This is a genomic window from Herbiconiux sp. A18JL235 (assembly GCF_040939305.1).
Taxonomy (GTDB): Bacteria; Actinomycetota; Actinomycetes; order Actinomycetales; family Microbacteriaceae; genus Herbiconiux.
In genome coordinates, this window is sequence record NZ_CP162512.1 from 27,828 (window position 1) to 50,956 (window position 23,129).

At 66.3% G+C, this 23,129-nt stretch carries 26 protein-coding genes; 9 read left to right on the forward strand and 17 right to left on the reverse strand.

The window, feature by feature from the left end; translation table 11 throughout:
• Positions 1-59: 59 nt before the first annotated feature.
• Both ABFY20_RS19835 and ABFY20_RS19840 read right to left on the reverse strand, forming a co-directional pair.
• Positions 60-1,436, reverse strand: a complete 1,377-nt coding sequence (locus ABFY20_RS19835; protein ID WP_368499930.1) for an FAD-dependent oxidoreductase — start codon at positions 1,434-1,436, stop codon at positions 60-62.
• 27 nt (positions 1,437-1,463) lie between these two features.
• Positions 1,464-2,216: an aquaporin gene (locus ABFY20_RS19840; RefSeq protein WP_368499931.1), complete on the reverse strand. Its 753-nt coding sequence runs from the start codon at positions 2,214-2,216 to the stop codon at positions 1,464-1,466.
• Positions 2,217-2,265: 49 nt separating this feature from the next.
• Here ABFY20_RS19840 and ABFY20_RS19845 point away from each other — a divergent pair, with 49 nt between their 5' ends.
• Genes ABFY20_RS19845 through ABFY20_RS19855 form a run of 3 tightly spaced genes read left to right on the forward strand, consistent with a single transcriptional unit; the run spans position 2,266 to position 4,034 of the window.
• Positions 2,266-2,940, forward strand: coding sequence for a MarR family transcriptional regulator (locus tag ABFY20_RS19845; protein WP_368499932.1), 675 nt, complete (start codon positions 2,266-2,268; stop codon positions 2,938-2,940).
• A 13-nt stretch (positions 2,941-2,953) separates the two neighbouring features.
• Positions 2,954-3,610, forward strand: coding sequence for an arsenate reductase ArsC (locus tag ABFY20_RS19850; RefSeq protein ID WP_368499933.1), 657 nt, complete (start codon positions 2,954-2,956; stop codon positions 3,608-3,610).
• A gap of 28 nt (positions 3,611-3,638) precedes the next feature.
• Complete coding sequence (locus tag ABFY20_RS19855; RefSeq protein WP_368499934.1) at positions 3,639-4,034, forward strand: low molecular weight phosphatase family protein; 396 nt, start codon at positions 3,639-3,641, stop codon at positions 4,032-4,034.
• A gap of 11 nt (positions 4,035-4,045) precedes the next feature.
• Here the strand turns inward: ABFY20_RS19855 and ABFY20_RS19860 are convergent, their stop codons facing one another.
• A complete protein-coding gene (locus ABFY20_RS19860) occupies positions 4,046-5,371 on the reverse strand; it encodes an NAD(P)-binding domain-containing protein (RefSeq protein WP_368499935.1) in 1,326 nt (441 codons plus the stop codon).
• A gap of 89 nt (positions 5,372-5,460) precedes the next feature.
• Between ABFY20_RS19860 and ABFY20_RS19865 the strand changes: the two genes are divergently transcribed.
• From ABFY20_RS19865 to ABFY20_RS19885, 5 genes are all read left to right on the forward strand, one after another.
• Positions 5,461-5,808 (forward strand): ArsR/SmtB family transcription factor, encoded by a 348-nt coding sequence (locus tag ABFY20_RS19865; protein ID WP_368499936.1) that lies wholly within the window; start codon positions 5,461-5,463, stop codon positions 5,806-5,808.
• Positions 5,805-6,320 carry an N-acetyltransferase family protein gene (locus ABFY20_RS19870; RefSeq protein WP_368499937.1) on the forward strand — a complete coding sequence of 172 codons (516 nt, stop codon included), beginning with the start codon at positions 5,805-5,807 and terminating at the stop codon, positions 6,318-6,320. Before ABFY20_RS19865 ends, ABFY20_RS19870 begins: the two co-directional genes overlap by 4 nt.
• A gap of 33 nt (positions 6,321-6,353) precedes the next feature.
• The gene (locus ABFY20_RS19875; RefSeq protein WP_368499868.1) at positions 6,354-6,713 is read left to right on the forward strand and encodes an ArsR/SmtB family transcription factor; all 360 of its coding nucleotides are present in this window, start codon (positions 6,354-6,356) and stop codon (positions 6,711-6,713) included.
• A 188-nt stretch (positions 6,714-6,901) separates the two neighbouring features.
• On the forward strand, positions 6,902-8,752 hold the full coding sequence (locus ABFY20_RS19880) for a heavy metal translocating P-type ATPase (protein ID WP_368499940.1): 1,851 nt from the start codon (positions 6,902-6,904) through the stop codon (positions 8,750-8,752).
• Positions 8,753-9,033: 281 nt separating this feature from the next.
• Complete coding sequence (locus ABFY20_RS19885) at positions 9,034-10,122, forward strand: calcium:proton antiporter (protein WP_368499869.1); 1,089 nt, start codon at positions 9,034-9,036, stop codon at positions 10,120-10,122.
• A gap of 26 nt (positions 10,123-10,148) precedes the next feature.
• Here the strand turns inward: ABFY20_RS19885 and ABFY20_RS19890 are convergent, their stop codons facing one another.
• From ABFY20_RS19890 to ABFY20_RS19915, 6 genes are all read right to left on the reverse strand, one after another.
• Entirely contained in the window at positions 10,149-10,802 is a 654-nt protein-coding gene (locus ABFY20_RS19890; RefSeq protein ID WP_368499870.1) for a C40 family peptidase, read from the reverse strand.
• A gap of 385 nt (positions 10,803-11,187) precedes the next feature.
• Complete coding sequence (locus ABFY20_RS19895) at positions 11,188-11,409, reverse strand: hypothetical protein (protein ID WP_368499871.1); 222 nt, start codon at positions 11,407-11,409, stop codon at positions 11,188-11,190.
• A 190-nt stretch (positions 11,410-11,599) separates the two neighbouring features.
• A complete protein-coding gene (locus ABFY20_RS19900; RefSeq protein WP_368499872.1) occupies positions 11,600-12,712 on the reverse strand; it encodes an acyltransferase family protein in 1,113 nt (370 codons plus the stop codon).
• 524 nt (positions 12,713-13,236) lie between these two features.
• A complete protein-coding gene (locus ABFY20_RS19905) occupies positions 13,237-13,614 on the reverse strand; it encodes a hypothetical protein (protein WP_368499873.1) in 378 nt (125 codons plus the stop codon).
• A 44-nt stretch (positions 13,615-13,658) separates the two neighbouring features.
• Positions 13,659-14,267, reverse strand: a complete 609-nt coding sequence (locus ABFY20_RS19910) for a DUF3093 family protein (RefSeq protein ID WP_368499874.1) — start codon at positions 14,265-14,267, stop codon at positions 13,659-13,661.
• Between the two features lie 180 nt (positions 14,268-14,447).
• Complete coding sequence (locus ABFY20_RS19915) at positions 14,448-14,663, reverse strand: hypothetical protein (RefSeq protein WP_368499875.1); 216 nt, start codon at positions 14,661-14,663, stop codon at positions 14,448-14,450.
• A gap of 48 nt (positions 14,664-14,711) precedes the next feature.
• Here ABFY20_RS19915 and ABFY20_RS19920 point away from each other — a divergent pair, with 48 nt between their 5' ends.
• Positions 14,712-15,236 (forward strand): signal peptidase II, encoded by a 525-nt coding sequence (locus tag ABFY20_RS19920; protein WP_368499876.1) that lies wholly within the window; start codon positions 14,712-14,714, stop codon positions 15,234-15,236.
• On the opposite strand, the gene ABFY20_RS19925 is transcribed toward ABFY20_RS19920, so the two are convergent.
• From ABFY20_RS19925 to ABFY20_RS19960, 8 genes are all read right to left on the reverse strand, one after another.
• Positions 15,199-16,845: a cytochrome c biogenesis protein ResB gene (locus tag ABFY20_RS19925; RefSeq protein ID WP_368499877.1), complete on the reverse strand. Its 1,647-nt coding sequence runs from the start codon at positions 16,843-16,845 to the stop codon at positions 15,199-15,201. The genes ABFY20_RS19920 and ABFY20_RS19925 overlap by 38 nt on opposite strands.
• The gene (locus tag ABFY20_RS19930; RefSeq protein ID WP_368499878.1) at positions 16,842-18,116 is read right to left on the reverse strand and encodes a M23 family metallopeptidase; all 1,275 of its coding nucleotides are present in this window, start codon (positions 18,114-18,116) and stop codon (positions 16,842-16,844) included. The genes ABFY20_RS19925 and ABFY20_RS19930 overlap by 4 nt, the downstream gene beginning before the upstream one ends.
• A gap of 65 nt (positions 18,117-18,181) precedes the next feature.
• Positions 18,182-18,565 (reverse strand): hypothetical protein, encoded by a 384-nt coding sequence (locus tag ABFY20_RS19935; protein ID WP_368499879.1) that lies wholly within the window; start codon positions 18,563-18,565, stop codon positions 18,182-18,184.
• Between the two features lie 343 nt (positions 18,566-18,908).
• Positions 18,909-19,271 carry a DUF6804 family protein gene (locus tag ABFY20_RS19940; protein WP_368499880.1) on the reverse strand — a complete coding sequence of 121 codons (363 nt, stop codon included), beginning with the start codon at positions 19,269-19,271 and terminating at the stop codon, positions 18,909-18,911.
• Positions 19,268-19,900 (reverse strand): copper resistance protein CopC, encoded by a 633-nt coding sequence (locus ABFY20_RS19945; RefSeq protein WP_368499881.1) that lies wholly within the window; start codon positions 19,898-19,900, stop codon positions 19,268-19,270. The genes ABFY20_RS19940 and ABFY20_RS19945 overlap by 4 nt, the downstream gene beginning before the upstream one ends.
• Positions 19,897-20,865, reverse strand: a complete 969-nt coding sequence (locus ABFY20_RS19950) for a cytochrome c oxidase assembly protein (protein WP_137837843.1) — start codon at positions 20,863-20,865, stop codon at positions 19,897-19,899. Before ABFY20_RS19950 ends, ABFY20_RS19945 begins: the two co-directional genes overlap by 4 nt.
• Positions 20,862-22,838, reverse strand: a complete 1,977-nt coding sequence (locus ABFY20_RS19955; protein ID WP_368499882.1) for a cytochrome c oxidase assembly protein — start codon at positions 22,836-22,838, stop codon at positions 20,862-20,864. Before ABFY20_RS19955 ends, ABFY20_RS19950 begins: the two co-directional genes overlap by 4 nt.
• Complete coding sequence (locus tag ABFY20_RS19960) at positions 22,835-23,038, reverse strand: hypothetical protein (RefSeq protein ID WP_368499883.1); 204 nt, start codon at positions 23,036-23,038, stop codon at positions 22,835-22,837. Before ABFY20_RS19960 ends, ABFY20_RS19955 begins: the two co-directional genes overlap by 4 nt.
• Between the last annotated feature and the right edge of the window lie 91 nt (positions 23,039-23,129).

A 23,129-nucleotide genomic window follows, 5' to 3' on the forward strand; every position in this document is an offset into this window, starting at 1 on the left:
ACCCCCTTGGGGTATTTAGCGTATACCCCCTACTGGTATCAAGCAAGCACAAGTACCCGCTACGCGGTGACTCGGCGGAACTCACGGCTCCAGTCTTGGGCGGCGACCTGCACCGCGTCCCACGGCGAACCAAGTGGGGGCGTGTAGGAGAGGTCGAGGTCGCTCATGGAATCCACGGTCATGCCGTGGTGCAGCGCGATGGCGTAGGTGTCGACGCGCTTGGCGATCTCCGCTCCTCGGGCGCCGACGAGCTGCGCACCGAGCAGCAGCCCGGAGTCGGTGTCGCCGGTGATGCGGATGCTGAGCGGTTTCGCGCCCGGGTAGTAGGCCTTGTGGTCGTCCGCGATTGCCGTGACGCTCAGGGGTGCGTGCCCGGCCGTAACGGCCTCGTGGTCGCGGAGCCCGGTGCGGGCGGCGACGAGGTCGAAGACCTTCACGACCTGGGTGCCGAGGCTGCCGGCGAACCGGGCATCGCCGCCGATCGCGTTCTCGCCGGCCACCCTGCCCTGCTTGTGCGCGGTCGTGCCAAGAGGCAGGTAGGTGACGCCGAGGAGGCGGTGGTGGGTGACCACGCCGTCGCCCGCTGCCCAGACGTGGGGCAGTCCGGTGCGCATCTGCTCGTCGACGACGACCGCTCCCCCGGCCCCCGTGCTCGCACCCGCCTCCGTGAGGAGACTCGTGTTAGGGCGCACGCCGACGACTACGAGCACGAGGGCGGCTGTGCGGGCGAACTCGGTGCCGTCCCGTTGGCCGGTGACGGTGAGGCCGGCGGCGGTGCGGGTGATCTGCTGGACGCGGGTGCCGGTGACGACGTCGACGCCGTGGCGGGTGAGTTCGTCGTGGACGAGGGAGCCGAGTTCGGGGTCGAGAGTGGAGAGCACTTCGGGGCCGCGCTGGAGCTGGGTGACCTGGAGGCCGCGGACGGTGAGGGCTTCGGCCATTTCAAGGCCGACGTAGCCGGCGCCGACGATGATCGCGGTTTCGGGCTGGTGTTCGTCGAGGTAGCGCTCGAGCGCGAAGGTGTCGCCCATGGAGTGCAGCACGTGCACGCCGTCGTCAGGGCCGAGCCCACTGGCTTCGATGCCGGCCGTCGACGGGGATGCCCCGGTGCCGACCATCAGCTCGTCGTAGGCGATCGTCGATTCCTGCCCGTTCGCGTCGCGGACGGTGAGCTGCTGCCCGGCGACGTCGATGCTCGTGGCGAGGGTGTCGAGGCGCAGCTGCATTCCGGTCGCTTCGAGGTCCGCGTGGGTGCGGTGGGCGAGCGACTGCCACGGGTTGACCTCGCGGGAGAAGTAGTAGGGGATGCCGCAGATGGAGAAGTTCGGGTAGGAGTCTGCGACGACGACGGTCACGTCGACGGAGGGGTCGAGTTCGCGGGCGCGGAGTGCGGTGGAGATTCCGGCGTCGCTTCCGCCGATCGCTACAAGATGCATGAGGGCGTGCCTTTCATAGGGGCTGGATCAGTGGGCTTCGACAGGTTGAGGGACCACGACGTCGCCCGCCGTGCGGGCGGCGGGCGGGTAGAGCACGAGCAGCAGGCCGAGGCCGAGGGCGGCGCCGACGAGCTGGGCGAGGATGAACGGGGCGACGGATGCGGGGGCGATGCCGGCGAAGGTGTCGGTGAACGTGCGGGCGATCGTCACGGCAGGGTTCGCGAACGACGTCGAGCTGGTGAACCAGTACGCCGCCCCGATGTACGCGCCGACCGCGGCCGCGGTGACCGCACCCTTCCCGGTGCGGGCGAGCGCGAAGATCAGCAGCACCAGGCCCGCCGTAGCCACGACTTCCCCGACCAGGTGCCCGCCGGATGCCCGATCAGTGGTCGAGAGTGCCGGGGCGACGTCGAACATGACTCCGGCCAGCAGGGTGCCGGCGATGCCGCCCGCGATCTGCGCGAGCAGGTACGGGCCGAGGTCGCGGCCCGGGAGGCCGTGGCCACGACGGCCGATGAGCCAATCCGCGATCGACACGACCGGGTTGAAGTGCGCCCCTGACACCGGGCCGAGCATCAGGATCAGCACCGCCAGGCCGAGCGCGGTGGCGATGCTGTTCTCCAGCAGTTGCAAGCCGACGTCGCCGGCCGAGAGCTGCTGCGCCGCGATCCCGGAGCCCACGACGACCGTCACGAGCAGGCCGGTGCCGACGAATTCAGCGATCACCCGGCGCGCCAGATGCGGGCGGGACAGCTCGGGGTGAGGGTGTGGGATCTTCATGTCGGCCCCATCTTGACTCGAACCAACTAGTTCAGTCAAGATTGAAACAATGAACATTGAACGAAGTGAAGAGTTGGAGCGGCGGGCAGCAAAGCACGCCGCGCTCAGCGAGCCGGCACGGCTGCGCATCGTCGACCTGCTCACGCTGGGCGACCTCTCCCCCACCGAAATCCAGGTCGCGCTCGGCATCCGCTCGAACCTCATCACTCATCATCTGAACGCCCTGGAGGCGGTCGGCATGATCGCCCGGACCCGATCGGAGGCCGACAAGCGGCGCTCCTACGTGCACCTGACCGACACCGCACTCGACGGGCTCACCCCGGGCGCAGTGGGCCGCGCCGACCGGGTGGTGTTCGTCTGCACCGCGAACTCCGCCCGATCGCAGCTCGCGGCCGCGCTCTGGGAGCAGCAATCGGCCATCCCGGCCACGTCCGGGGGTACGCATCCGGCCGAGCAAATCGACGCAGGCGCGATCGCCGCCGCTCGCCGTCACGACCTCACTCTCGCGGATGTGCGACCGCGCATCCTCGCTGATGTGCTCACGGACACCGATTTCGTTGTCACCGTCTGCGATAACGCTCATGAAGAGTTGGGCGTGACCGGGAACCTCCACTGGTCGATCCCGGACCCGGTTCGGATCGGCACCGTTGCCGCGTTCGACACCGCTTACGCCGAGCTGCAACGACGCATCTCGGACCTCGCTCCGCGGCTCGCCGCATCCTGAAAGGGAGCACCCCATGAATCCCGCCATCACCCTCGATCAGCAGTACGCGTTAAAGACCGCGGCCACCCGCCTCGAACGCGAGTTCGCCGGCACCTTCAACGTGGAGACGATCGAACGGTTCCTGCATTCCTCCTACGACCAGTTCGCGGGACGTGCGAAAGTCACCACGTTCTTGCCGCTGCTGGCCGAGAAGTTCGCCCGCCAACGGCTGAGCGCCCTCGCCCGAGTCGAGGGAAAGCACCTCGACGGCAAACCCACCGTGCTGTTCCTCTGCATCCACAACGCCGGCCGCTCCCAGATGGCCCTCGGGTTCTTCGAGCACTACGCCGGCGAGAACGCGGTCGCCTGGTCGGGTGGTTCAGAACCGGGCGACCAGGTGAACGGTGAAGCGATCGCCGTGATGACCGAGCGCGGTATCGACATCTCGAACGAGTACCCGAAGCCGTGGACGGATGAGGTCGTGCGCGCCGCAGACGTCGTGATCACGATGGGCTGCGGCGACGCCTGCCCGATCTTCCCCGGGAAACGCTACGAGGAATGGGTGCTCGACGACCCGGCCGGGTTGACCGCCACGGATATCCGGCCGATTCGCGACGAGATCGAGCGCCGCGTCCTCGCCCTGCTCGACGAGCTACACGTCGCCCCTCGCTTCACCAGCTCACACGCCTGACCATCCGAACGACTACTGAAAGCGATCCATGACCGCCACCCCCACCGTCCTGTTCATCTGCCAGCACAACGCCGGCCGCTCCCAGCTCGGGGCCGCGCTCCTCGACCACCTGGCCGGCGACCGGTTCACCGCGACCTCGGCCGGGCTCTCGCCCGCCGACGAGGTGAACCCGGCCGTGGCCGCAACGGTCGCTGAGCTGGGTGTCGATATCTCGGGGAACGTGCCCCGCGCGGTCACGACCGCGGACCTCGACGAGGCCGACATTGTGGTGCTGATGAAGCCAGGACTCGCCCTGCCGTCGACGCCGCGCGGCGAGGTGCTGGAGTGGTCGTTCCCGAACCCGGAGGCATGGGACGCCGAGGCGGTGCGGCCGCTGCGCGAGGCCGCGGCCGCGCAGATTCAGTCGACGCTCCTGGCCCGCTAGACCCCGACCGGCTAGACCGAGGCGGGGGCGCGGCCGATCTGGATCAGCGGCTGCTCCGGGAGCGCGCAGCAGCTCCCTCCGATCGCGGTCCCGGTCGAGTCGAACAGGCCCGCTCCCCCGCACACGCCGGTGTCGGGCAGCACCAGCTCGACCCGGGCCGCGGCCTCGTGATCGCCCGCGAGCTCCGCGACGACGGAACGAACCTGCTCGTAGCCGGTCATCGCCAGGAACGTCGGTGCGCGCCCGTAGGACTTCGCGCCGACCAGGTAGAAGTTCGGCTCCGGCTGGGCGAGATCGGCGGCGCCGGTCGCGGCGACCGAGCCGCAGGAGTGCAGGTTGGGGTCGACCTCGGCCGCGATCCGCACCGGCGCCTGCAACGTCGCGTCCAGCTCCAGTCGCAGCTCCGACAGGAACGACAGATCGGGCCGGAACCCGGTCAGAACGGCGACGTGATCGGCGGCGGGCAGGGTGCGGCCGTCCTCGCTGGTGAGCAGCACCCGGTCACCGTCCCGGGCGATCTTCTCGACCCGGAACCCGGTCACCAGGTCGATCAAGCCGGCATCGACGAACTCTTTCGCGGTGATGCCGAGCTGGCCGCGGGCGGGCAGCTCGTCGGCCTCTCCCCCGCCGAAGGTGTTGCCGACCGTCCCGCGGCGCAGCACCCAGGTGACTTTCGTCGACGGGTCGCGGCGCGCGATCCGGCCGAGCGCGATCACGGCCGTCACGGCCGAGTGCCCCGACCCGACGACGACGCTGTGCGTGCCCTCGTACTTCGTACGGCTCCGGTAGTCCGGGATGCGGTACTCCAGCAGCTCCGCGGCCGCACGCTCCCCGAGCGCAGGCAGGCCGTCGGCGCCGGCCGGGTTCGGCGCCGACCAGGTGCCGGAGGCGTCGATCACCGCACGCGCATCGACCCGATACTCGGTGCCGTCGACGGCTTCGACGTGCACAGTGAAGGGCTGCTCCGCCCGTCCCGCGTCGACCAGGCGGTCACGGCCGCGCCGGGAGACACCGACGACACGGGCGCCGTAGCGGATACGGTCGCCCAGCTCGGCGGCGAGCGGGGCGAGGTAGCCGCTGATCCATTGCACGCCCGTCGGGTAGCCGGTCGTCGGCGCTTCCCAGCCGGTGGGCTCGAGCAGCCGGGCCGCGGCCTTGTCGACCAGCTCGCTCCACTCCGAGAACAACCGCACATGCCCCCACTCGGACACGGCGGCCGCGGCGCTCTCGCCGGCCTCGAACACCAGCACCGGCTGGTCGCGCTCGACCAGGTGGGCCGCAGCAGCCAATCCCTGGGGGCCGGCACCGATCACGACGACTGGTAGTTCGTTCCGCACCGTCAACTCCTCACACATCGACAAACCTCAATGCATCGAGATTGGTCGATGCATCGACAGATGTCAATACGACGTGCGAGAATCGGACTATGACGATCGCTCTGCCCCTTCTGGCCACGGATGCGGCCGCGTGCTGCACGCCCGTCACCGGCGGGGTGCTCACGGCCGAGGAAGCCGAGCGCATCGCCCGCACCTTTAAGGCGCTCGGTGACCCGACCCGGGTGCGCCTGCTGTCGCTGATCGCGGCGAGCGAGGGCGGGGAGGCGTGCATCTGCGACCTCACCGAGCCCGTCGGACTGTCGCAGCCGACCGTGTCGCATCACATGAAACAACTCGTCGACGCCGGCCTCGCCGTGCGCGAGCAGCGCGGCCGCTGGGCCTACTACCGCGTCGTCGACGACGCCCTCGACCGAGCGGCCCAAGCCCTCCGCCCATGACCGGCCCGGTGACCATCCGGCCGATGACCGCCGCCGACTGGCCGGCCGTCGAGGCGATCTACCGAGCCGGCATCGCCACCGGCAACGCAACCTTCGAAGCCGAACCGCCGAGCTGGGAGCACTTCGACGCCGGCAAGCTCCACGCCGGCCGCCTCGTGGCTACCGCCGGCACCGGGGCCGTGCTGGGGTGGGTGGCGGCATCCCCCGTGTCAGCCCGGGAGGTCTACCGGGGCGTGGTCGAGCACTCCGTGTATGTCGCCCCCGCAGCCTCCGGGAAGGGTGTCGGCCGGCAGCTCGTGGACGCGTTCATCAGCGCCGCGGAAGGCGCCGGCATCTGGACGATTCAATCCAGCATCTTTCCCGAGAACACCGCCAGCCTCGCCCTTCACGATCGTGCCGGCTTCCGCCGGATCGGCACCCGTGAGCGCATCGCTCTGATGACCTACGGCCCCTGGGCTGGCCAGTGGCGCGACACCATCCTCATCGAGAGGCGTAGCACCGGCGCGCACTAGATTAATCGTCAGCGTTCACTGTATGGTCAGCGTGTGCTGACTATTGCTTCTCAACTGGACGTGATGAACCGGCTCGGCCGCGCGATGGCTGACCCGACGCGATCGCGGATTTTGCTGAGTCTGATCGAGCAGCCCGGATATCCGGCCGAACTCGCGCGTGATCTGGAGCTGACGCGCTCGAACGTGTCGAATCACCTGACGTGCTTGCGCGGGTGCGGAATTGTCGCCGCAATCCCGGAAGGCCGGCAGACCCGGTACGAGATCGCCGACCCCCATCTGACTCGCGCGCTTCTCGGCCTGGTGGATGTGGTGCTCGCGGTAGAGGACGGCACGGGGTGCATTGACGACAACTGCGATGTGCCGCTGTGCTGCGGAACTGGGGCGACAGCGTGAGCAAAGAATGCTGCGGTCCCGACGAACCACTCTCGCTGTCGATCGGCAACCGGACTCCACTGAGTGCGCCCCACACGGCCGTTCATGAGACGCACAACAACGATGAGCACAGCCACAACTCCGACGACCACGATCACGGCGACGACGGTGAGGAGCTAACGGTTTGGTGGAAGGACCGGAAATTGTTGGTGCCGATCGCCGCCGGCTTCCTTCTTGCGGTCGGCTACATACTCGAGTGGACCGGATTCGACCTGGCCGGCACGATCATCCTCGCACTCAGCCTGGTCGCTGGCGCGTCGACGTTCGTCCCTGGAGCGATCCGCCGTCTTATGCGCCGTCGTCTGGGCGTCGGACTGCTGATGACGATCGCCGCGCTGGGCGCTGTACTCCTCGGTTACATCGGCGAGGCAGCCGCGCTGGCCTTCCTGTTCTCTATTGCTGAAGCTCTCGAGGATCGGGCGATGGATCGAGCACGGCACGGACTTCGTTCGCTGCTCGCCCTTGTACCCGAAACCGCAACGGTCTCTCGGCTTGCCGGCGCGGTCGAGGTACCGACGGCCGACATTCAGGAACTCGATATCCTGCTCGTCAAGGCGGGCGAACGCGTGGCCACCGACGGGATCGTGACCTCGGGGCGGAGCAGCATCGATGCCTCCGCGATCACGGGAGAATCCATACCTGTTGAAGTCGGTCCGGGCGATTCGGTTCCCGCCGGCGCTATCAATGGTGGTGGCAGCCTCCAGATCGAGGCCACAGCGAACGGCCGCGACAACTCTCTCACCACGATCGTGCGCCTCGTTGAGCAAGCACAGGCTCGTAAGGGCGAGCGTGCCCGGTTGGCTGACCGTATTGCCCGGCCGCTCGTGCCGATCGTGTTGGTGGTCGCCGCGCTGGTCGCCCTGTTTGGACTTCTGATCGGAGATCCTCTGACGTGGACCGAGCGGGCCTTGGTTGTTCTCGTCGCCGCGTCGCCGTGCGCCCTGGCGATTGCAGTCCCTGTAACCGTCATTTCAGCGATTGGCGCGGCGAGCCGCTTCGGGGTGGTGATCAAGTCCGGAGAAGCCTTCGAGCAGCTCGGTGCCGTGTCCACTGTCGCATTCGATAAGACCGGAACGCTCACGCGCAACAAGCCAGAGGTCGTCGCCATCGAGACCGCGACGGGTGTCGAGCGCTCTCGTGTTCTGGAGGTTGCAGCAGCGCTCGAAGCCCATTCCACGCACCCTCTGGCAACCGCAATCCTCGCCGAGCAGCCACACCCGCCGCTCGTCGCTGATGTTGTCGAAAACCCGGGACATGGTATTTCGGGTTCGCTCGACGGAATAACAGTCAGGGTCGGTAGCCCCCGCTGGGTCTCCGCGGGCGCACTGCAGAATCGCTGCGTGGCGTTGGAGACGGATGGGATGACCGTGATCGTTGTCGAGATCGATGGCACCACAGCAGGGCTCATCGGAATCCGCGACGAACTCAAGCCGGAAGCTGCGGCCTCGATCGCCGAGCTCAACGCCATGGGCGTGACAACCATCATGCTCACGGGTGACAATTCGCGGACGGCAGCCGCACTCGCACACCAGGTCGGTATCACCGACTACCGCGCCGAACAGCTGCCCGCCAACAAAGCGGCAGCGATCGAGCAGCTCCGGTCCGGCACTCGCACGGCGATGATCGGCGACGGCATCAACGACGCACCCGCTCTCGCGGCCGCCGATGTGGGGATAGCCATGGGTGCCACGGGATCGGCCGCAGCCATCGAGTCGGCGGATGTCGCGTTCACCGGCACAGACCTTCGGCTCATCCCTCAGGCGGTCGCCCATGCTCGCCGCGGCAGGCGCATCATGACCGGCAACATCGTGCTCGCGCTGGCGATCATCATCGTGCTGTTCCCGCTCGCCCTGTTCGGTGTACTCGGGCTCGCCGGTGTGGTACTCGTGCATGAGATCGCCGAAGTCATCGTCATCGCAAATGGCCTGCGGGCAGCTCGAGGGCGGGCTGTCCTGCCCGCACTCCCCCAGCCTGATCGAGCGCTAGTCAACACGCCCTAACCATGCGGAAGAAGACATGCGACCAAACGGGCTTCGACTCGCGTACCTGACCCTAGTGCTGCTGGGTCTCTCTTGCGTCGTCCTCATAGTCGCAGCGAGCACCACTGGCCTTGCACATAGCATCTCGACGTGGGTGGCAGGGGGTCTTCTCCTCTCGGGCTGGGTGTCAGGTAACCGAATTCGAACTTCACGAAAGGGTCGATGAACAGTCCGGCGATTGTACAGATTTGGCTTGATAGTTTGTAGACGAAATATCGACAGTTCGCCGATTGCAGAGGCCCATGACCCGACTACTTCGTAAATGGCCTCTGGTCGTTCCCGTGATCGCCCTTCTCGGGCTCGTCCTAACGTGGGGGCGCGATCTGCCCACGGGTGCGGTGATCGTGGTGGCGATCCTCCTTATCGGCGCCGTGCTTGCCGCGGTTCATCACGCCGAGGTGATCGCTCACCGAGTCGGTGAGCCGTTCGGCTCGTTGGTGCTCGCTGTGGCCGTCACGGTCATCGAGGTGGCCCTGATCATCACCCTGATGACCAGCGGAAAGGCAGGCACCGAGTCACTCGCACGGGACACGGCTTTCGCCGCTGTGATGATCACGTGCAACGGAATCCTCGGGCTATCACTTCTTCTCGGCGCAACCAAGCACCGTCTTGTCCGGTTTAACCCGGAAGGGGCGGGCGCAGCCCTCGCGGTCGTCGCCACCCTCACGACCCTCACCCTGGTGCTTCCGACGTTCACTGAAGCGGCCCCGGACGGCCGATTCAGTGGCGCACAACTGGCGTTCATCGCCGTCGTCGCCCTGGTGCTCTACGGCGTGTTCGTCCAGACCCAAACGAACCGGCACCGAGACTTCTTCCTTCCTGTCGACAGCGCCGGCAAAAAACTGCCGGAAACGGCGCACGCCACACCGCCTCCCACGCGAACCGCTCTGATAAGCCTGGTTCTGTTGATCGCCGCGCTCGTGTCGGTGGTCGGCCTCGCCAAGGGGGTGTCCCCCGCGATCGAGGACGGCGTGCGGGCGGTCGGGATACCGAGCTCATTCGTCGGCGTCGTCATCGCACTGTTGGTGCTCCTGCCGGAGGGAATCTCCGCCTCCCGAGCTGCGCTCCGGAACCGGATGCAGGTGAGTTTGAATCTGGGGCTGGGTTCGGCGATGGCCACGATCGGGTTGACCATCCCAGCGATCGCGGTCGCGTCGATTTGGTTGCCCACTCCCCTGCAGCTCGGGCTGGGCCCGGTGCAGATCGTCCTGTTCGCGTTGACCATGATCGTCACGACTCTGACCGTCGTACCCGGACGAGCGACGCGCCTGCAGGGGGTCGTTCACCTCACCTTGCTCGCGGCGTTCATCTTTCTGGCCATCAGCCCCTGATCGGTGGGCAGCGGAGAGCCGTCGAGCTAGCCGACGATCCGCACGAAGTAGTAGCTGCCCCAGAGTGGGCGATGCTCCACGTAACGTCCCCAGTCGGGCGAGTCGATGCTTTGACCGTTTCCGTCGTAGATGCCGATATGGGTTCCTGGCCAGACCACGAGATCCCCGGCCTGTGCGTCGGCTGGCGCGATCGGGATGCCCATTGCGGCCTGGTTCGAGACCATTCTGGGCAGGTATATGCCGAAGGCTGCGAACACGTACTGAGTGAGACCGTCGCAGCTGAAGCTTGTGTCGGGTGTGGCACCGGTGCCGTAGGGAACGACGCCCACGAATTGTTGCGCGTAGGCGACGATTGCGTCGCCGCTATACGGGCCTGAGGGCGGGTTGACCGTGAAGGGGGTGGCTGCCGGGGTGGCTGCCTTGGCCGCGGCGGCAGCTTCTGCCGCCTGGGTGGCCGCGACAGCAGCAGCAGCGGCTTGTCGGGACGCTTCGAGTTCTTCACGGGTCGGGGCGGTGTAATTGTCGCGGCTCACGGCGAGGGCGGCCGACGCATCTGGCACGATGAGTGTTTGGTCACCGGCGATCGCGAGGTCCGACTGCTGGGCGCCGAAGTTTCCGCCGCCTCCAAAGGCATAGGCAGGAAGCGCCATTGTCGCGATCAACCCAGCCGTGAACGTCATGACAACGACGGTGGCCGCTCGGCGACGTCGAGAGACCGAGGGCCTCTTCAGAGGTCGAGGTGCGGCCAGCTGCCGGGGCGCTGGGGTGCGCCTTTGTCGCGCTTCGAGTTCGCGGACCTCTCGTCGTGTTTGCGGCTGCGGGGCGTTGTCTTCTGGGGGCACGAATGTCCTTGGGTTCCTCTTCGGCGCTTGGCACCGAATCGCCTTCCCGGTCTTGATTCGTTCACCAGCCGAGAGGCGAGAGGAATGTCTTGGCCGGGTCCGCCTGCCTCGGGTGTACGGCGGATTCTTCGACGGTACGCGACGATGCAGCGCATGTCGAGTACATCCAAACATTTACTAACAGATGGATAACGGGCGGCGGACGCTCTGTGGCCAGTGAGGGTCAGTGGGTGAGCAGGATGATGATCCAGGCCAGCGAGCCGGCGAGAGGCAGGAGCACGGTGCAGATGAGCCACGCGCCCTTCTGGCTGTCCGTGAGAGCACGGGTGTGAGCGACAGTGGCGACGCCGAGCGCAAGAATTCCGATGCTGATGAACGGCAGGAGGTACTGCAGGAGCGCGGGACTGGAGGAGTACGCCGCCGCGTGGTCCCAGGCGTCATTCACCGCGTGGCACGCGTCGGGTAGGCGCTGCGGGGGTACTTCCGACGGGTGGGCACGGGGTCAGGGTATGGGCGATAGTTCAGAGTTTTCTGAATAGTCGATGCGTGGCCCGCAGGCTTTCTGACCGCGCCGCCATCTCCTGTTCGGATTGAGCGCCGCCGCCGAGCTCGAGGGATGTTCGCCGGTCGCATCATCAGCCCCTGTGCGGGCGATGAGCTGTCGTGAGATTTCGCTTGTCGAGCGCCATTTCGATTCTGCGCCGCAATCTCACCGCCGGACGTTCCACGATCCAGTAGACGAGTTGCGCGGCCGCGATCGAGAGCAGCAGTGAGACGCTGTCGGTCAGTAGAGGGAAATCGATCGTCGGGCCGACGAGTGCGAGAACGATCTTGTGGAGAAGGTAGATCGAAAACGACAGCACACCGAGGCGGACCGCGACGCGGCTGTTGAACAGTCGACCGACGGCGCTCTGTGGGCGGGTGATGAGAAACCAGAAGATGGCGATGAGGCTGATCCCCTGGATCGTGTCCGCGATGCTCAGTTCGAACGCCATCGAGGGCACGATCGAGGTCGCGGCCACCACGACGGCCGCGCCGCCGGCGACGAGCGGGAGGTGTGCGGCTACCCATCGCGTGACGCGATTTGGTCGACGGAGACGGTCGCCCATGACGGGGTTGAGGAGTAGAGCAAGCGCTGCACCCCAGAGGATGGAATCGATGCGGGTGTCAGTGGCGCTGTAGAGGCGGTCGAAGACTGCCCCGTTCAGCCCCAGCACGATCCTCCAGACCGGGACGACTAGGGCGATGGCGATGCAGATGCGGCCGATGAGGTGCCGGTTCGCGCCGGCTTTGTAGGCCAGAAGCAGGGCGAGCGGCACCACGAGGTAGTACTGCTCTTCGACGGCCAGCGTCCACATCTGACTGGTCTCCGGGGGGAGGCCGGCATCGCCGACTTCGATGATGTAGTAGTTGGTGACGTTGAGAAGCTCGGCGACCACACCCCACCCATCGATCTGTGCTGGCAGGATGCCCGCTCCTGCCAGCGCGATTGCAAGGAAGACGGTGAAGTATGCAGCGGGGAGGATGCGGAAGGACCGCCTGAGGTAGAACCGGCCGAGTCGGATGGATGATGTGGTTTCGATCTCTCGCCGCAGCAGGGTCGTGATGAGGTAGCCGCTCAAGAAGAAGAAGATGGTGACGCCGAGATGGCCTGGCCAGAATCCTTGGTCTGTTCGGCCATGTCCGATGAAAACGATCAGTACGGCGAGGGCGCGTAGACCGTCAAGTGAGGGTATGCGGGAGTTCACGAGTTGTCCTAGAACAATCGCCCGGCGCTGGACGCGCGAGGGGGCAAAGTGGTGACCGCTCAAACGGTGCGAGCGCACGCGTCCGGCAGCAGGAAGTCAGGCGGGATGGCTCCGCGGACTCACCGGGTTCTAGGTTCGGGTGACGGATAGCTCTTCAAGCGTGCGGGGCGTTCGCGGAAGTTTCAGGGCCGTGACAGTCCGCGGCGCAGCATCGACGGGGTCGTGGTTTGCGACCCAGGGCGGTGCCGCGCCGTCTGCGACGTCCTCTGGTTCGCCCAGACGGGGGCGCGGGACTGTTTCGTGCTCGGTCTCGGCCGCGCGGATATCTGGCTCTGAGGCCTGGGTTGCGTCGTCGACGATGCCGGTCGGTGTGACATGGGCGGCTGCAGTCGCGGGGGATGCCGCGGCAGTTGCTGCGTGCGCGAGGAGCATTGCGATAGCCAGCGCCAACGCGATCGCTGCCGCCACGATAGGCCGCGCCAGCTTGGATGGCCGGCCGGTGAGAAGGGCTCGCGCGGGGCGGATCAGCACACTCCGATCGTGCCCGTGAGAGCTTGGGCGAGTTGCGCGCTGAGGTCGTCGACCTTCGTTTGGTCGAGGCGTTGGCCCAGCTGCACCGATTGCGCTTGTGAGATGAGAGCGTCGATCGTGGTTCTGGCAGTGTCCACGGATTCCGATTGTCCGGGCAGGGTGCTGAGTAGCACGTTCGCGGCTTGGAGCGTGTCGATGGCGGCCGCTGGATCGACGGGGATCTGTGAGACTGCGGTCTGGACGTCGGCGGTGACTTGGTCGACGACTGGGGTGATCGCGGCACACGCGGTGTCGGACGCCTGCTGCGTCACGAATTCGCTGACGGATGAGCATCCGGTGAGCAAGCCCACCGTCAGGGTGGCGGCGCTCACCCCGATAAGGAGACCGAGGGGTCTGGATCGCTTGCGCATGGCGATCATCCGAAGAGGTCGCCGAGCCAGGATTCGCGGCCTCGCCTTTTCTGGCCGCCGTGCGAGCTGCCGTCGTAGCCGTGTCCGCTTGAGCGCTTCCGGTCGTGGTCGCTTCCGTGGTCGTCGCGCCCGTAGTTGCCTCTGGTTTGCTCGGCGACGGCGGGGGCGGATCGCTCGACGATCTTGTCGAGCTCTCCACGGTCGAGCCAGACCCCTCGGCACTGGGGGCAGTAGTCGATCTCGATTCCTTCGCGATTCGAGATCAGCAGCGTTGTGTCATCGATGGGGCATTTCATTCTTCTTCTCCTTTTCGGGGTGGGGATTTGGGCTGAGGGTGATGGCGTTTCAGCGGGGTTTCCGCCGAGACTGCGGATGAGCTCGTTGGGGTGCCTGGTGGAGACCAGCCAATAGGGCACCGGGTCGCTGGGGTCGGTGATGGCGATTTTCACGACGGGCTTCACCCATCCCCGGATGCAGAGCCATGCTCGAGCGTCGAGTTTCGGTCCTCGCTGCTGGGTCGCGGCGTCACCGTCGTAGCCCCGGATCTCACCGAGGAGTGCGCGAGGGATCACTGCTCGGCCGACACGTAAGGTGTCGGCCGTGACCTCGATCACGGGCGCCGTTACAACGAAGAGAGCGATGACCGCCGGTGTACAGGACGACCCCGACGGTGATACCGACCAGAATTCCTGGCACCGCGGTGATCGGCAGGAAGACGATGAGACTGGCGGGGATGACGAGCCCGATGTAGAGGAACATCGATAGGGCCGGGCGAAGTCGTTCGCAATACCGCGTCACTGAGGATTCCGCCGTCGTTCGAGTTGATCGGTGAGGCCGGACAGTAGTTGCTCCGCCTGTTCGGTGGGGATCGCGCCGTTATCGACCTGATCGGTGATTTCGATCAGACGAAGCTTGGTCGACGCCGCGGCGCTGTCGATCGGGGCAGCTTCGAGAACCCGGAGCAGCCGGAGGCGCGCGATCACCGCCGGCGCGCTCCATTTGGTGGTCATGGGCACAGAGTAGGGCAGATAGTTCAGGAAATTCTGTATAGTCGTCGGGTGAGTGATGTACGAGCCGACCTTGTCCGCCGTCGCCTTATCGGCGGCCTGTTCGTGCTTCTGGTGGTGGCGGCTGGTGTGATCATCGATCAGCTCGTGAAGCAGTGGGCGCTCAGTGGTCTCGCGGGCGGCCGCGTCATTGAAGTACTTCCGACGTTCGATCTGCGGCTGGTCTTCAACCCGGGTGTCGCATTCGGCATGGGTGCGGGTCTTGGCCCGATCGTGGCGATCGTCCTGATCGGTGTGCTGGCAGCGCTGACCGGATGGGTGGCGGTCAAGGTGTGGCGCGGTGACGTGGTGGATGCTGTTCTCCTTTCGGTGGTGTTGGCGGGCGGCCTGGGAAACGTGATCGACCGGGTGTTTCGGGCGCCGGCGGATGCGCCTCTCACGGGGGAGGTCGTCGACTATCTGGCGGTGTCGTGGTTCGCCATCTTCAACCTCGCCGACGTCTTCGCGGTGGGAGGCGTCCTCGTGTGGCTTCTCGTGATCACGCTCCGCTCCCGTCGCCGTCATCCGTCCACTTGAGCGCCGCCCGGTGCTTGTTCCGGAAGTCGTTGACGGCGTCCTCGAGCCGTGGGTCGTCGCCTCGCGCGAGGCCGGCGTACTCGACGGTGACGCTGCCATTTCGCTCGGTGGTTACCTTCACCCAGAGGCGGCGGCGCGCGATGAACAATGACGTCAAGAGGCCGGCGGTGGCGAGGATGGAGAACACTAAGACGACGTCCTGAGCCGGGTCGTAGCTGAGGTCGAACGAGGCGAACCGGCTGATGCCATCGAGGGTGACGGTTCCGAGCCCGTTCGGGAGCTCAGCCGTGTCACCTGGACGGAGTTGAAGGGATTCCACTCCAGTATTGCCACCGGTGAGCTGGGTGAGCGTGCTGGTGTCGAGCGAGTACACCGAGGTGGGTACGCCGCCATCGAGCCCGAGATCCCCTTGGAAGACGTTGAGGGTCACCGTGGGGTAGATGAGGTCGGGGTAGGAGGAGTATTTGGCCCCGGAGTCCGCGGTTTCCTCGGTGGGGTAGAGGAATCCGAGCAGCCCGATCTGCTCGCTGAGCCCGTCGGGAATCTTGATGACGCCGAGTGAGGTCAGATTGGAGTCCTGTGGCAGGAACGGGATGGCGCTCGAGAAGACGGTGTCGCCGGCGGGGTTCCGGATGGTGATGCGGGGTGCGTAGCCGTTTCCGAGGAGGAAGATGTCGGCGCCGGCGAGTTCTAGGGGCCGATTGACCTTAATGACGTCGTTACGCACGGAGTCGGTGTCTGGTTCGGTGATCGATACGGACGCGGTGTAATCCAGCGGTTGTCCGAGGGCGCCGCGGTCGATTTCCTCGTACAGGACGTCGAAGTCGTCGAGGGTGATGCGGTAGGGGCTGAGCACTTCGGGGGTGAACAGGCGTCCGGGGTTGAAGGTGTCGTAGGAGCTCTGCACGTTCGCGAATCCCTCACCTTCCACGACGACTCGTTGCCCGGCGTAGCCGAAGAGTCCGCCGATGGCCACGGCGACGAGAAGTCCGACGAGGGAGAGGTGGAAGACGAGGTTGCCGGTTTCGCGGAGGTAGCCGCGCTCGGCCGATAGTGAGGTCGTGGCCCCGTCGGTGTAGCGTGCCACGCGATATCGCGCAGCTTTGAGCACCCGTTCGGCCTCGCGCAGCGCCAGGGCGTCGTCGACGGGCTGTGGGTAGATATCGGTCCGATGAGCAGGCAGCCTGCTCAGCCGCGCGGGCGTCCGTGGTGGGCGTGCCCGGAGAGCGTCCCAGTGGTGCTTGGCGCGCGGGACGACGCACCCGATCAAGGAGATGAACAGCAGAATGTAGATGCTCGAGTACCAGAACGAACCGTAGGAGTCGAACGCTTGGACGGCCTCGAGAAACGGGGTGATGCCGGGGTTGTTGTCGATGTATTGCACGACCCCGTTGGGGTCGGAGCTGCGCTGTGGGAGCAATGATCCGGGGATCGAGGCGAGGGCGAGCAGAAGAAGCAGGAACAGGGCGGTTCGCATGCTCGTGAGCTGGCGCCACGCCCATCGGGCCCAGGTGACGCTCGAGGATGTGCGCGGCAGGTCGGCGTCGACGTGGTCGGCGGGGCGGCGGGGGTCGGTGTCGGACGTATCCGAGCGGGTCGGTGAGGTCATCCGAGTGCGGCGCCGCGTGCGGCCATGAATGGTTGTGGGTCGATGCGGGTGCCGTCGACGGTGACTTCGTAGTGCAGGTGGCAGCCGGTGGACACACCGGTGGTGCCGGCGAGTGATATTAGTTGCCCTGCGGCGACGGACTCTCCCGGGCTTACGACGAGTTGGCTGTTGTGGGCGTAGCTGGTTTGCACTCCTGCACCGTGGCTGATTTGTACCCAGTTGCCGAGGCCGCCGAACCAGCCGGCATAGTTGACGGTGCCGGCGGAGGCGGCGTACACGGGCGTGCCGCATCCGGCGCCGAGATCGACGCCGCGGTGATAGCTGCTCGCTCCTGCTGTCGGGGCGACGCGGGGACCGAATCCGTCGGAGATCCGGCCACCGACTGGCCGCGCCCAGCCCTGGTCGGAGAGCTGTCCCGCATCCAGTTGTGGGGAGCTCCCGTTTCCGGCGGCCGCGGCCGCTGCTGCTGCGGCCGCGGCGGCCGCCGCTCGTCGGACTTCTTCTCCGCGGGCGTAGTCGGCCTCGGTGGCTTGCCGGTTCTCGGAGAGAACGGCGAGCTGTGCTTTGAGTGTTTCGGAGTTCGCGAGCTGGAGGCCCAGTTGCTCCTCAACGGCCTGGGAGGCGGCGATGGCTGCTTGCATCGCAGCTTCGGCTTCGACCGCGAGGCGCTCGCGCTCGGTTTTTGCCACGATCGCCTGGTCGGTGAGCGCTTGGGCGGTGTTGCTGGTGGTCTCAGCCTGCCGGTAGAGCTGGTCGATGTTTTCGGAGAGCCGCGACGTGGTCGCCAACCGGTTGAGGAAGTTGTCGCTGTCGGACCCCGACAGCAGAAGTTGTGCGGTGAGCTGATCGCTTCCGCCCGTGCGCGCGAGGGAGCTCACGAGCCGGCCGACAGTGAGTCGTGCCGCGCCGGCGGCCTGTTCGGCCGATGCGGCTTGCGCCTCGAGGTCGCGGGCTCGTTCACCCGCGCGGTCGCGGGCATCCTGCGCGACGTCCCATTCGTCGGTGAGGGCTACCGCTTGCTGCTGAGCGGCCGCGAGGTCGGCTTCGATCTGGCTGATGAGTGCGGTGAGCTCGCCGATCTGGGCCTGTTTGGTGGACTCGTCGGCGCGGGCGGCCTCGACCTCTGCCCAGGTGGGGTATTCCTCTGCTGAGGCGGCGTAGGGCGTTGACGCCAGGCTGACCGTGACGAGCGCCGTCAGGACGATCGAGATCGTGGTGCGAGATCGGCGCCGTGGCGTGCGGCGACCGACCCTCGGGGTCGAGGGGATCATGATTCTGCTTTCCGATGCGGTGATGTGATGGCGCGCGAAAGCGCTCAGGGCATGGAAGACGGAATCTAGATGCGGAGGGGGCCGGCTGACTGGAGCGCGGAAAGCGCCGGTAGGCGAAGGGTTACCGCTGCCGGCGGAGCATTTGCCCGTGAGGGCGGACCGAAGGCCGTGGATGCGCGACGTGCTTGAGCCGTCACCAAGACGACAGAGCCGATAGCCGCGACGCAGATCATGGCGGCGCCGAGGCACTCGGCCACGCCGCCGCCGTCATCTGGCGTGTGGACGGTGACGTTCGAGTCGAGAACGACGATGGCGGCGGCCGCCGCGTCGGTGTCGTGGTTCGTGGAAGCCGCGTGCAGAACGGTGGTCGTCACGGCGGCCACGCAGATCAGGAGGGCCAGAAATGCGACGCGGAGCAGTCGGGCCAGTGCGCGGGGGCTCAACTGCATGCGTCTCCTCGCCTCCTGGTGCTCCGCGACTCCGTCTCAGCGATTGTAAACGAGATCATGTACTCTCGAAGGCGCCTGGCCGCCACTGCATTGAACGGAACGTCGTGACTTCTCCTGGTTCCCCTTCCCCGGAACGTCGACGCTGGACATCGGCGCAGTTCGCCTACCTTGCGTTGGCGCTGAACGGGCTCTGCCTGGTCGTGCTGTTCGCAAACCTCCTGACAGGGAACACCTGGTGGGAGATCGCGGTGCCGATCGCGATCGGCTTCCTCGTACTGGGGGGCCTCAGTGGTTTCCAGACCCGTCGGCTGCGTGTGAAAGAGCGGAGCCAGCACCGGTAACGTCACCGGCGCCGCCGGTGAGGGGGTGGTTCGCTGGTGTCGATCACTCGGAACACCACACCGGTAGCGATGAACACCGCGGACCCGATGAGCACGAGTACCTGCCACAGCTCCTCCTCGAATCCGAAGGGCCAGGCGGGATTCCAGATCACCGCCAGGGGTACCATCGGCAGTCCCCACCACCACTTTCTGTGCTGGATGGCGATGACGACGACGATCAATGCCAGGATGCTCACCGCATAGCGCGCATACAGGTAGAAGTCGGTGTGGATGATACCGATGGTCGCTAGGAGCACGATCGCGCCGAGGACCGCGGGGAGCATGCCCGGGCGGATGTATCGGGTTCGCGTTGCCCGGGCGGTCACGATGCTGAGTCCTGAGAGTTGGCGCGCCGCTTGGCACGGGTTGAGGCGATGATCGCGATGACCACGATGAGAATGACGACGCCGATGCCGCCGATGAGCGCGATGGGGAACAACGAATCGTAAGCGTCTCCGCTAGAGACGGCTGTCGGGGTGGGTGTAGGAGTTTCGGTGCTCGCGGTGGCGGGTGCGGTCGCCGTCGGGGTGGGCGTCGGTGTCGCGGTGGGTGTGGGTGTGGGTTCGACGGTGTAGCTGAACGCATATTGGCCCGAGATGGGGTGGCCGTCGGCTGAAACGGTCTGCCAGAGCACCTGGTAGCTGCCGGCTGTCGTGGGTGAGACGGCTTTGGTGAGCGTGCTGGCGTCGATGGTGACGTCGCCGGTCGAGATGTCCGTTCCTGCCGGATCGATGACGGCGATGGCGATGCCCGTGTCGAAGCCGGCGAGCGGTTCTTCGTTGAAGGTGAGTTGCACCTGCGTGAGCGGGGTGCTGATGACCTCATCGGCGGCGGGGGTGGATGACGCGAGAGCGTCATGGGCGTTGGCGGCAGGGGCTGCGGTGAAAAGCATCGCCGTGGCGGCGAGGGTGGCGATGGCGCCGGCGAGTGCGCGGCGGCGGAGGGTGTTCGTCATGGTGCTTCTTTCGTGTCTCGGGTGTTGAGGCGGTGGAGGTAGTCGTTGTAGGCATCGAGGTCGGCGTCGCCGTGTTTGTCGTGGCGACGGTCGGCGGCGCGGGCTCGGCGGGTGTCATCGCGGTGCCATCTGGACAGGAGCACGAGCACGATGATCAGGGTGGGTAGCTCCCCGTAGGACCAGGCGAGGGCGCCGGCGACGAGTTGGTCTTGCAGGGGGTCGATGCCCCAGCTCGCAGGTGGGGAAGCGAAATAGGCGATGAGTGGCACCGAGGCGAGCATGATGATGACGCCGAAGAAGGCGTGCAGGGGCATCTCGGCGAAAACGTCGAGGAGGCGTCCGAGATGGGATTGTCGTGCGGGGAGCGGGTCGGCGGAGATCAAGGGGATGGTGAAGAGAATGCCGCTGGCAAGGAACAGCAGCTCGAGCCCGATGTGACCGGTCCAGCTTCCGAGGAGGGCGTTGGCGATGCCGCTGAGGTACAGGCCGTAGAAGGTGAACAGGAACAGGGGGATCATGACTGCTGGGTGCAACAGCAGTTTCGCGGCACGGGACCGGAGCCCGGTCAGTGCAGCGCGTTGCACAAGGATGCCGAGCCCCCGATGGGGCACTGCTTTCAGGAGCAGAGTTCCCGGTGAGCCGAGCACAAGCAGGGGCGGCACGGCCATCATCAGGGTGAGCTGCTGGAACATGAACACCGAGAACATGCGGTAGCCGTATCCTTCGAGGCCGGCACCCATCGTGATGATGAGGATGAGGCAGCCGGCGACGAAACAGACGGTCCGCGTGACGGACCAGCGCCGACCCGTGAGCCAGAGGCGTGCAGCACCGATGCTGTAGGCGACGAGTAGAACGAGTGCGATGGCGGGGATGAGCGGGATCGGTTGCAGGTTAGGGGCGAGGAACTGTGTGAGGTCCGGGGGTGCGGCCGGCACCCAGACCGGCCCTGTGGGGTCTCCGGTCATTTCGGTGTTTTCCGCTCGCTCATCGCACGGAGCATCGCGTTGTACTCGTTCAGGTCACGGTCACCGGTTCGGTCGGCGTTCCTGTCGATTCGTTTGGTTTCTCGGGCGTCGGAGCGAGACCACAGGGTGACCATCGTGATGGCGAGGACCAGGGTGGGGATCTCTCCGATGCTCCATGCCACTCCCCCGGCCGCCTGCTGATCAGCGAGGGGATCGACCGCCCATCCTTGGGTGATGACGCCGTACCAGTCCGGCAGGAACAGCTCAGTTGAGGTGATGATGCTGAGTCCGAAGAAGGCGTGTGATGCCATGACAACGAGCAGGGTCACCAGCCGCATCGGGTAAGGGAGTCGGTAGGGAATCGGGTCGGTGCCGATCATGGAGAGAGCAAAGAGGTAACCGACGATCAGGAAGTGCGCGATCATCCACTGATGACCGATCGGATCGGCGAGCGACCAGCCGAACAGCGGCGAGTAGTAGAAGACCAGGGTCGATCCGACGAACAGCACGGCCACCACCAGAGGGTGTGTGATCGCCGCGGTGACGCGTGATCGGGTGATGGCCATGATCCACTCCCGGGGCCCGCGGCTTCCGTCTTTTCGCGGATGAATCGCTCGGAGCGCCAGCGTGACGGGCGCGCCCAGCACGAGGAAGATCGGCACCATCATGCTGAGGGTCATGTGCTCGAGCATGTGTTGGCTGAAAAGGTACGTTCCATATACGGCGGGAGCGCCGTTGGTGACGTAGACGAGCACGGCGAGGCCGACGATCCAGCTCACAGTTCGCAGGATCGGCCAGGGGTCGCCGCGGTGGCGGAGCCGGCGCACGCCGGCGAGGTACAGAACGAGCGCGAACCCGGCGCCGATCGCCCAGATCGGGTCGATCGTCCAGCTGTCGAAGAAGCGTCCGAGCGACAGGGGTGCCGGCAGCGATTGTCCGGTGAGGATTTGTGAGGGTGTCACGGCTAGGTCTTCACCGACCGGTGGCGCGGTGCGGGCGAGAACCACGGCCGCGCCCGAGGCGACTCCCATCAGGAGGGTTTCGGAAACGATCAGCCACGCGATGATCCGGCGTGCCCCGGCGGAGCTGTCGAATCGGCCGATCAGGTATCGGCGGTGCGCCGCTCCAGCCACACCGAGGGCGAGGAGAGCGACGATCTTGATCAGGAGGATCTGCCCGTAGCCTGTGCTCCAGAGTTGGTCGGGCTGGTCGAATCGGAGCGCGGCCGAGATGGTGCCCGAGGCGGCGACGACGACGAAACAGATCAGCGCGATGGTGGAGTAGCGGCGCAGAAGCATGCCGGCGGGTCCGTGGTCGGTGCGGCTCATCAGTACCGCGGCGACGAGGAGTCCGCCGATCCAGGTGGCGGCGCCGCCGGCGTGCAGCCAGAGCGCGGTGGAGGCGGCGGAGTGGCTGCCAGCGCCCGCGGCATGTCCTTGCAGCGCGATCGGGATGAGGGTGGCGAATGCGGCGACGAGCGCCGTCGCCACGAGGGCGGGTGCGCGTACCGCGAAGCAGAACACCGCGAGGAACGCTGCGGCGATGGTGGTGGTCAGCCAGCCCTGCCCCAGGCTGACCTCGGTGAGGAATTGCCCGAAGCTGGCCGGGAAGATATCGAATGGGACGGGGCCGGCGAGGGAGAAATACGCCAGCACGGATGTGCCGAAGGAGAGGGCGGCCCAGGCGCAGGCACCTCCGGCGGCGATGTCCATCGCGGTGCTGTATCCGGCCTTCTCTGTGGGCAGCGCGAAGACGGCGAGCACTAGTGCCCCGATGGTCAACGCGGAGGCGATGTTCACGAGACTCTTCGCGATGGGCAGCCCGATGTCGACGACCGGGCCGGCGTCGAGCAAGAGTGTGGGCTGCTGCAGCCACGCTGAAACGGCCAGGCTTCCTCCGACCGCGACGGTGGCCAGGAGAAGTGCTGCTGGGGCGAAGATGATGAGCACTCGCCGGGTGGCCATGCTCGTCATGAGGGGTTCTCGTCGCGGTTCTCGGTGGCGAGGCGCGCGGCGAGCTTTTTCCGCTCTTCGGCTTCGATCTTGGCTCGCGCTTTGCGTTCATGGCTGTCGGCTTTGATGATCGACCGCACGATGATGACGAAGATTCCCCCGACGAGAATCGTGGGGGTGACGGAATAGATGGCGTTGAACCAGTAATTGTCCATGCCCATAGGGCGCTCCTGATACGGACGGACGTCCCAGGCAGGCGCGTGGGAGTCAATGACGGACGGATGAGCGCGACGACGTCGCGGCGAAGTCCGT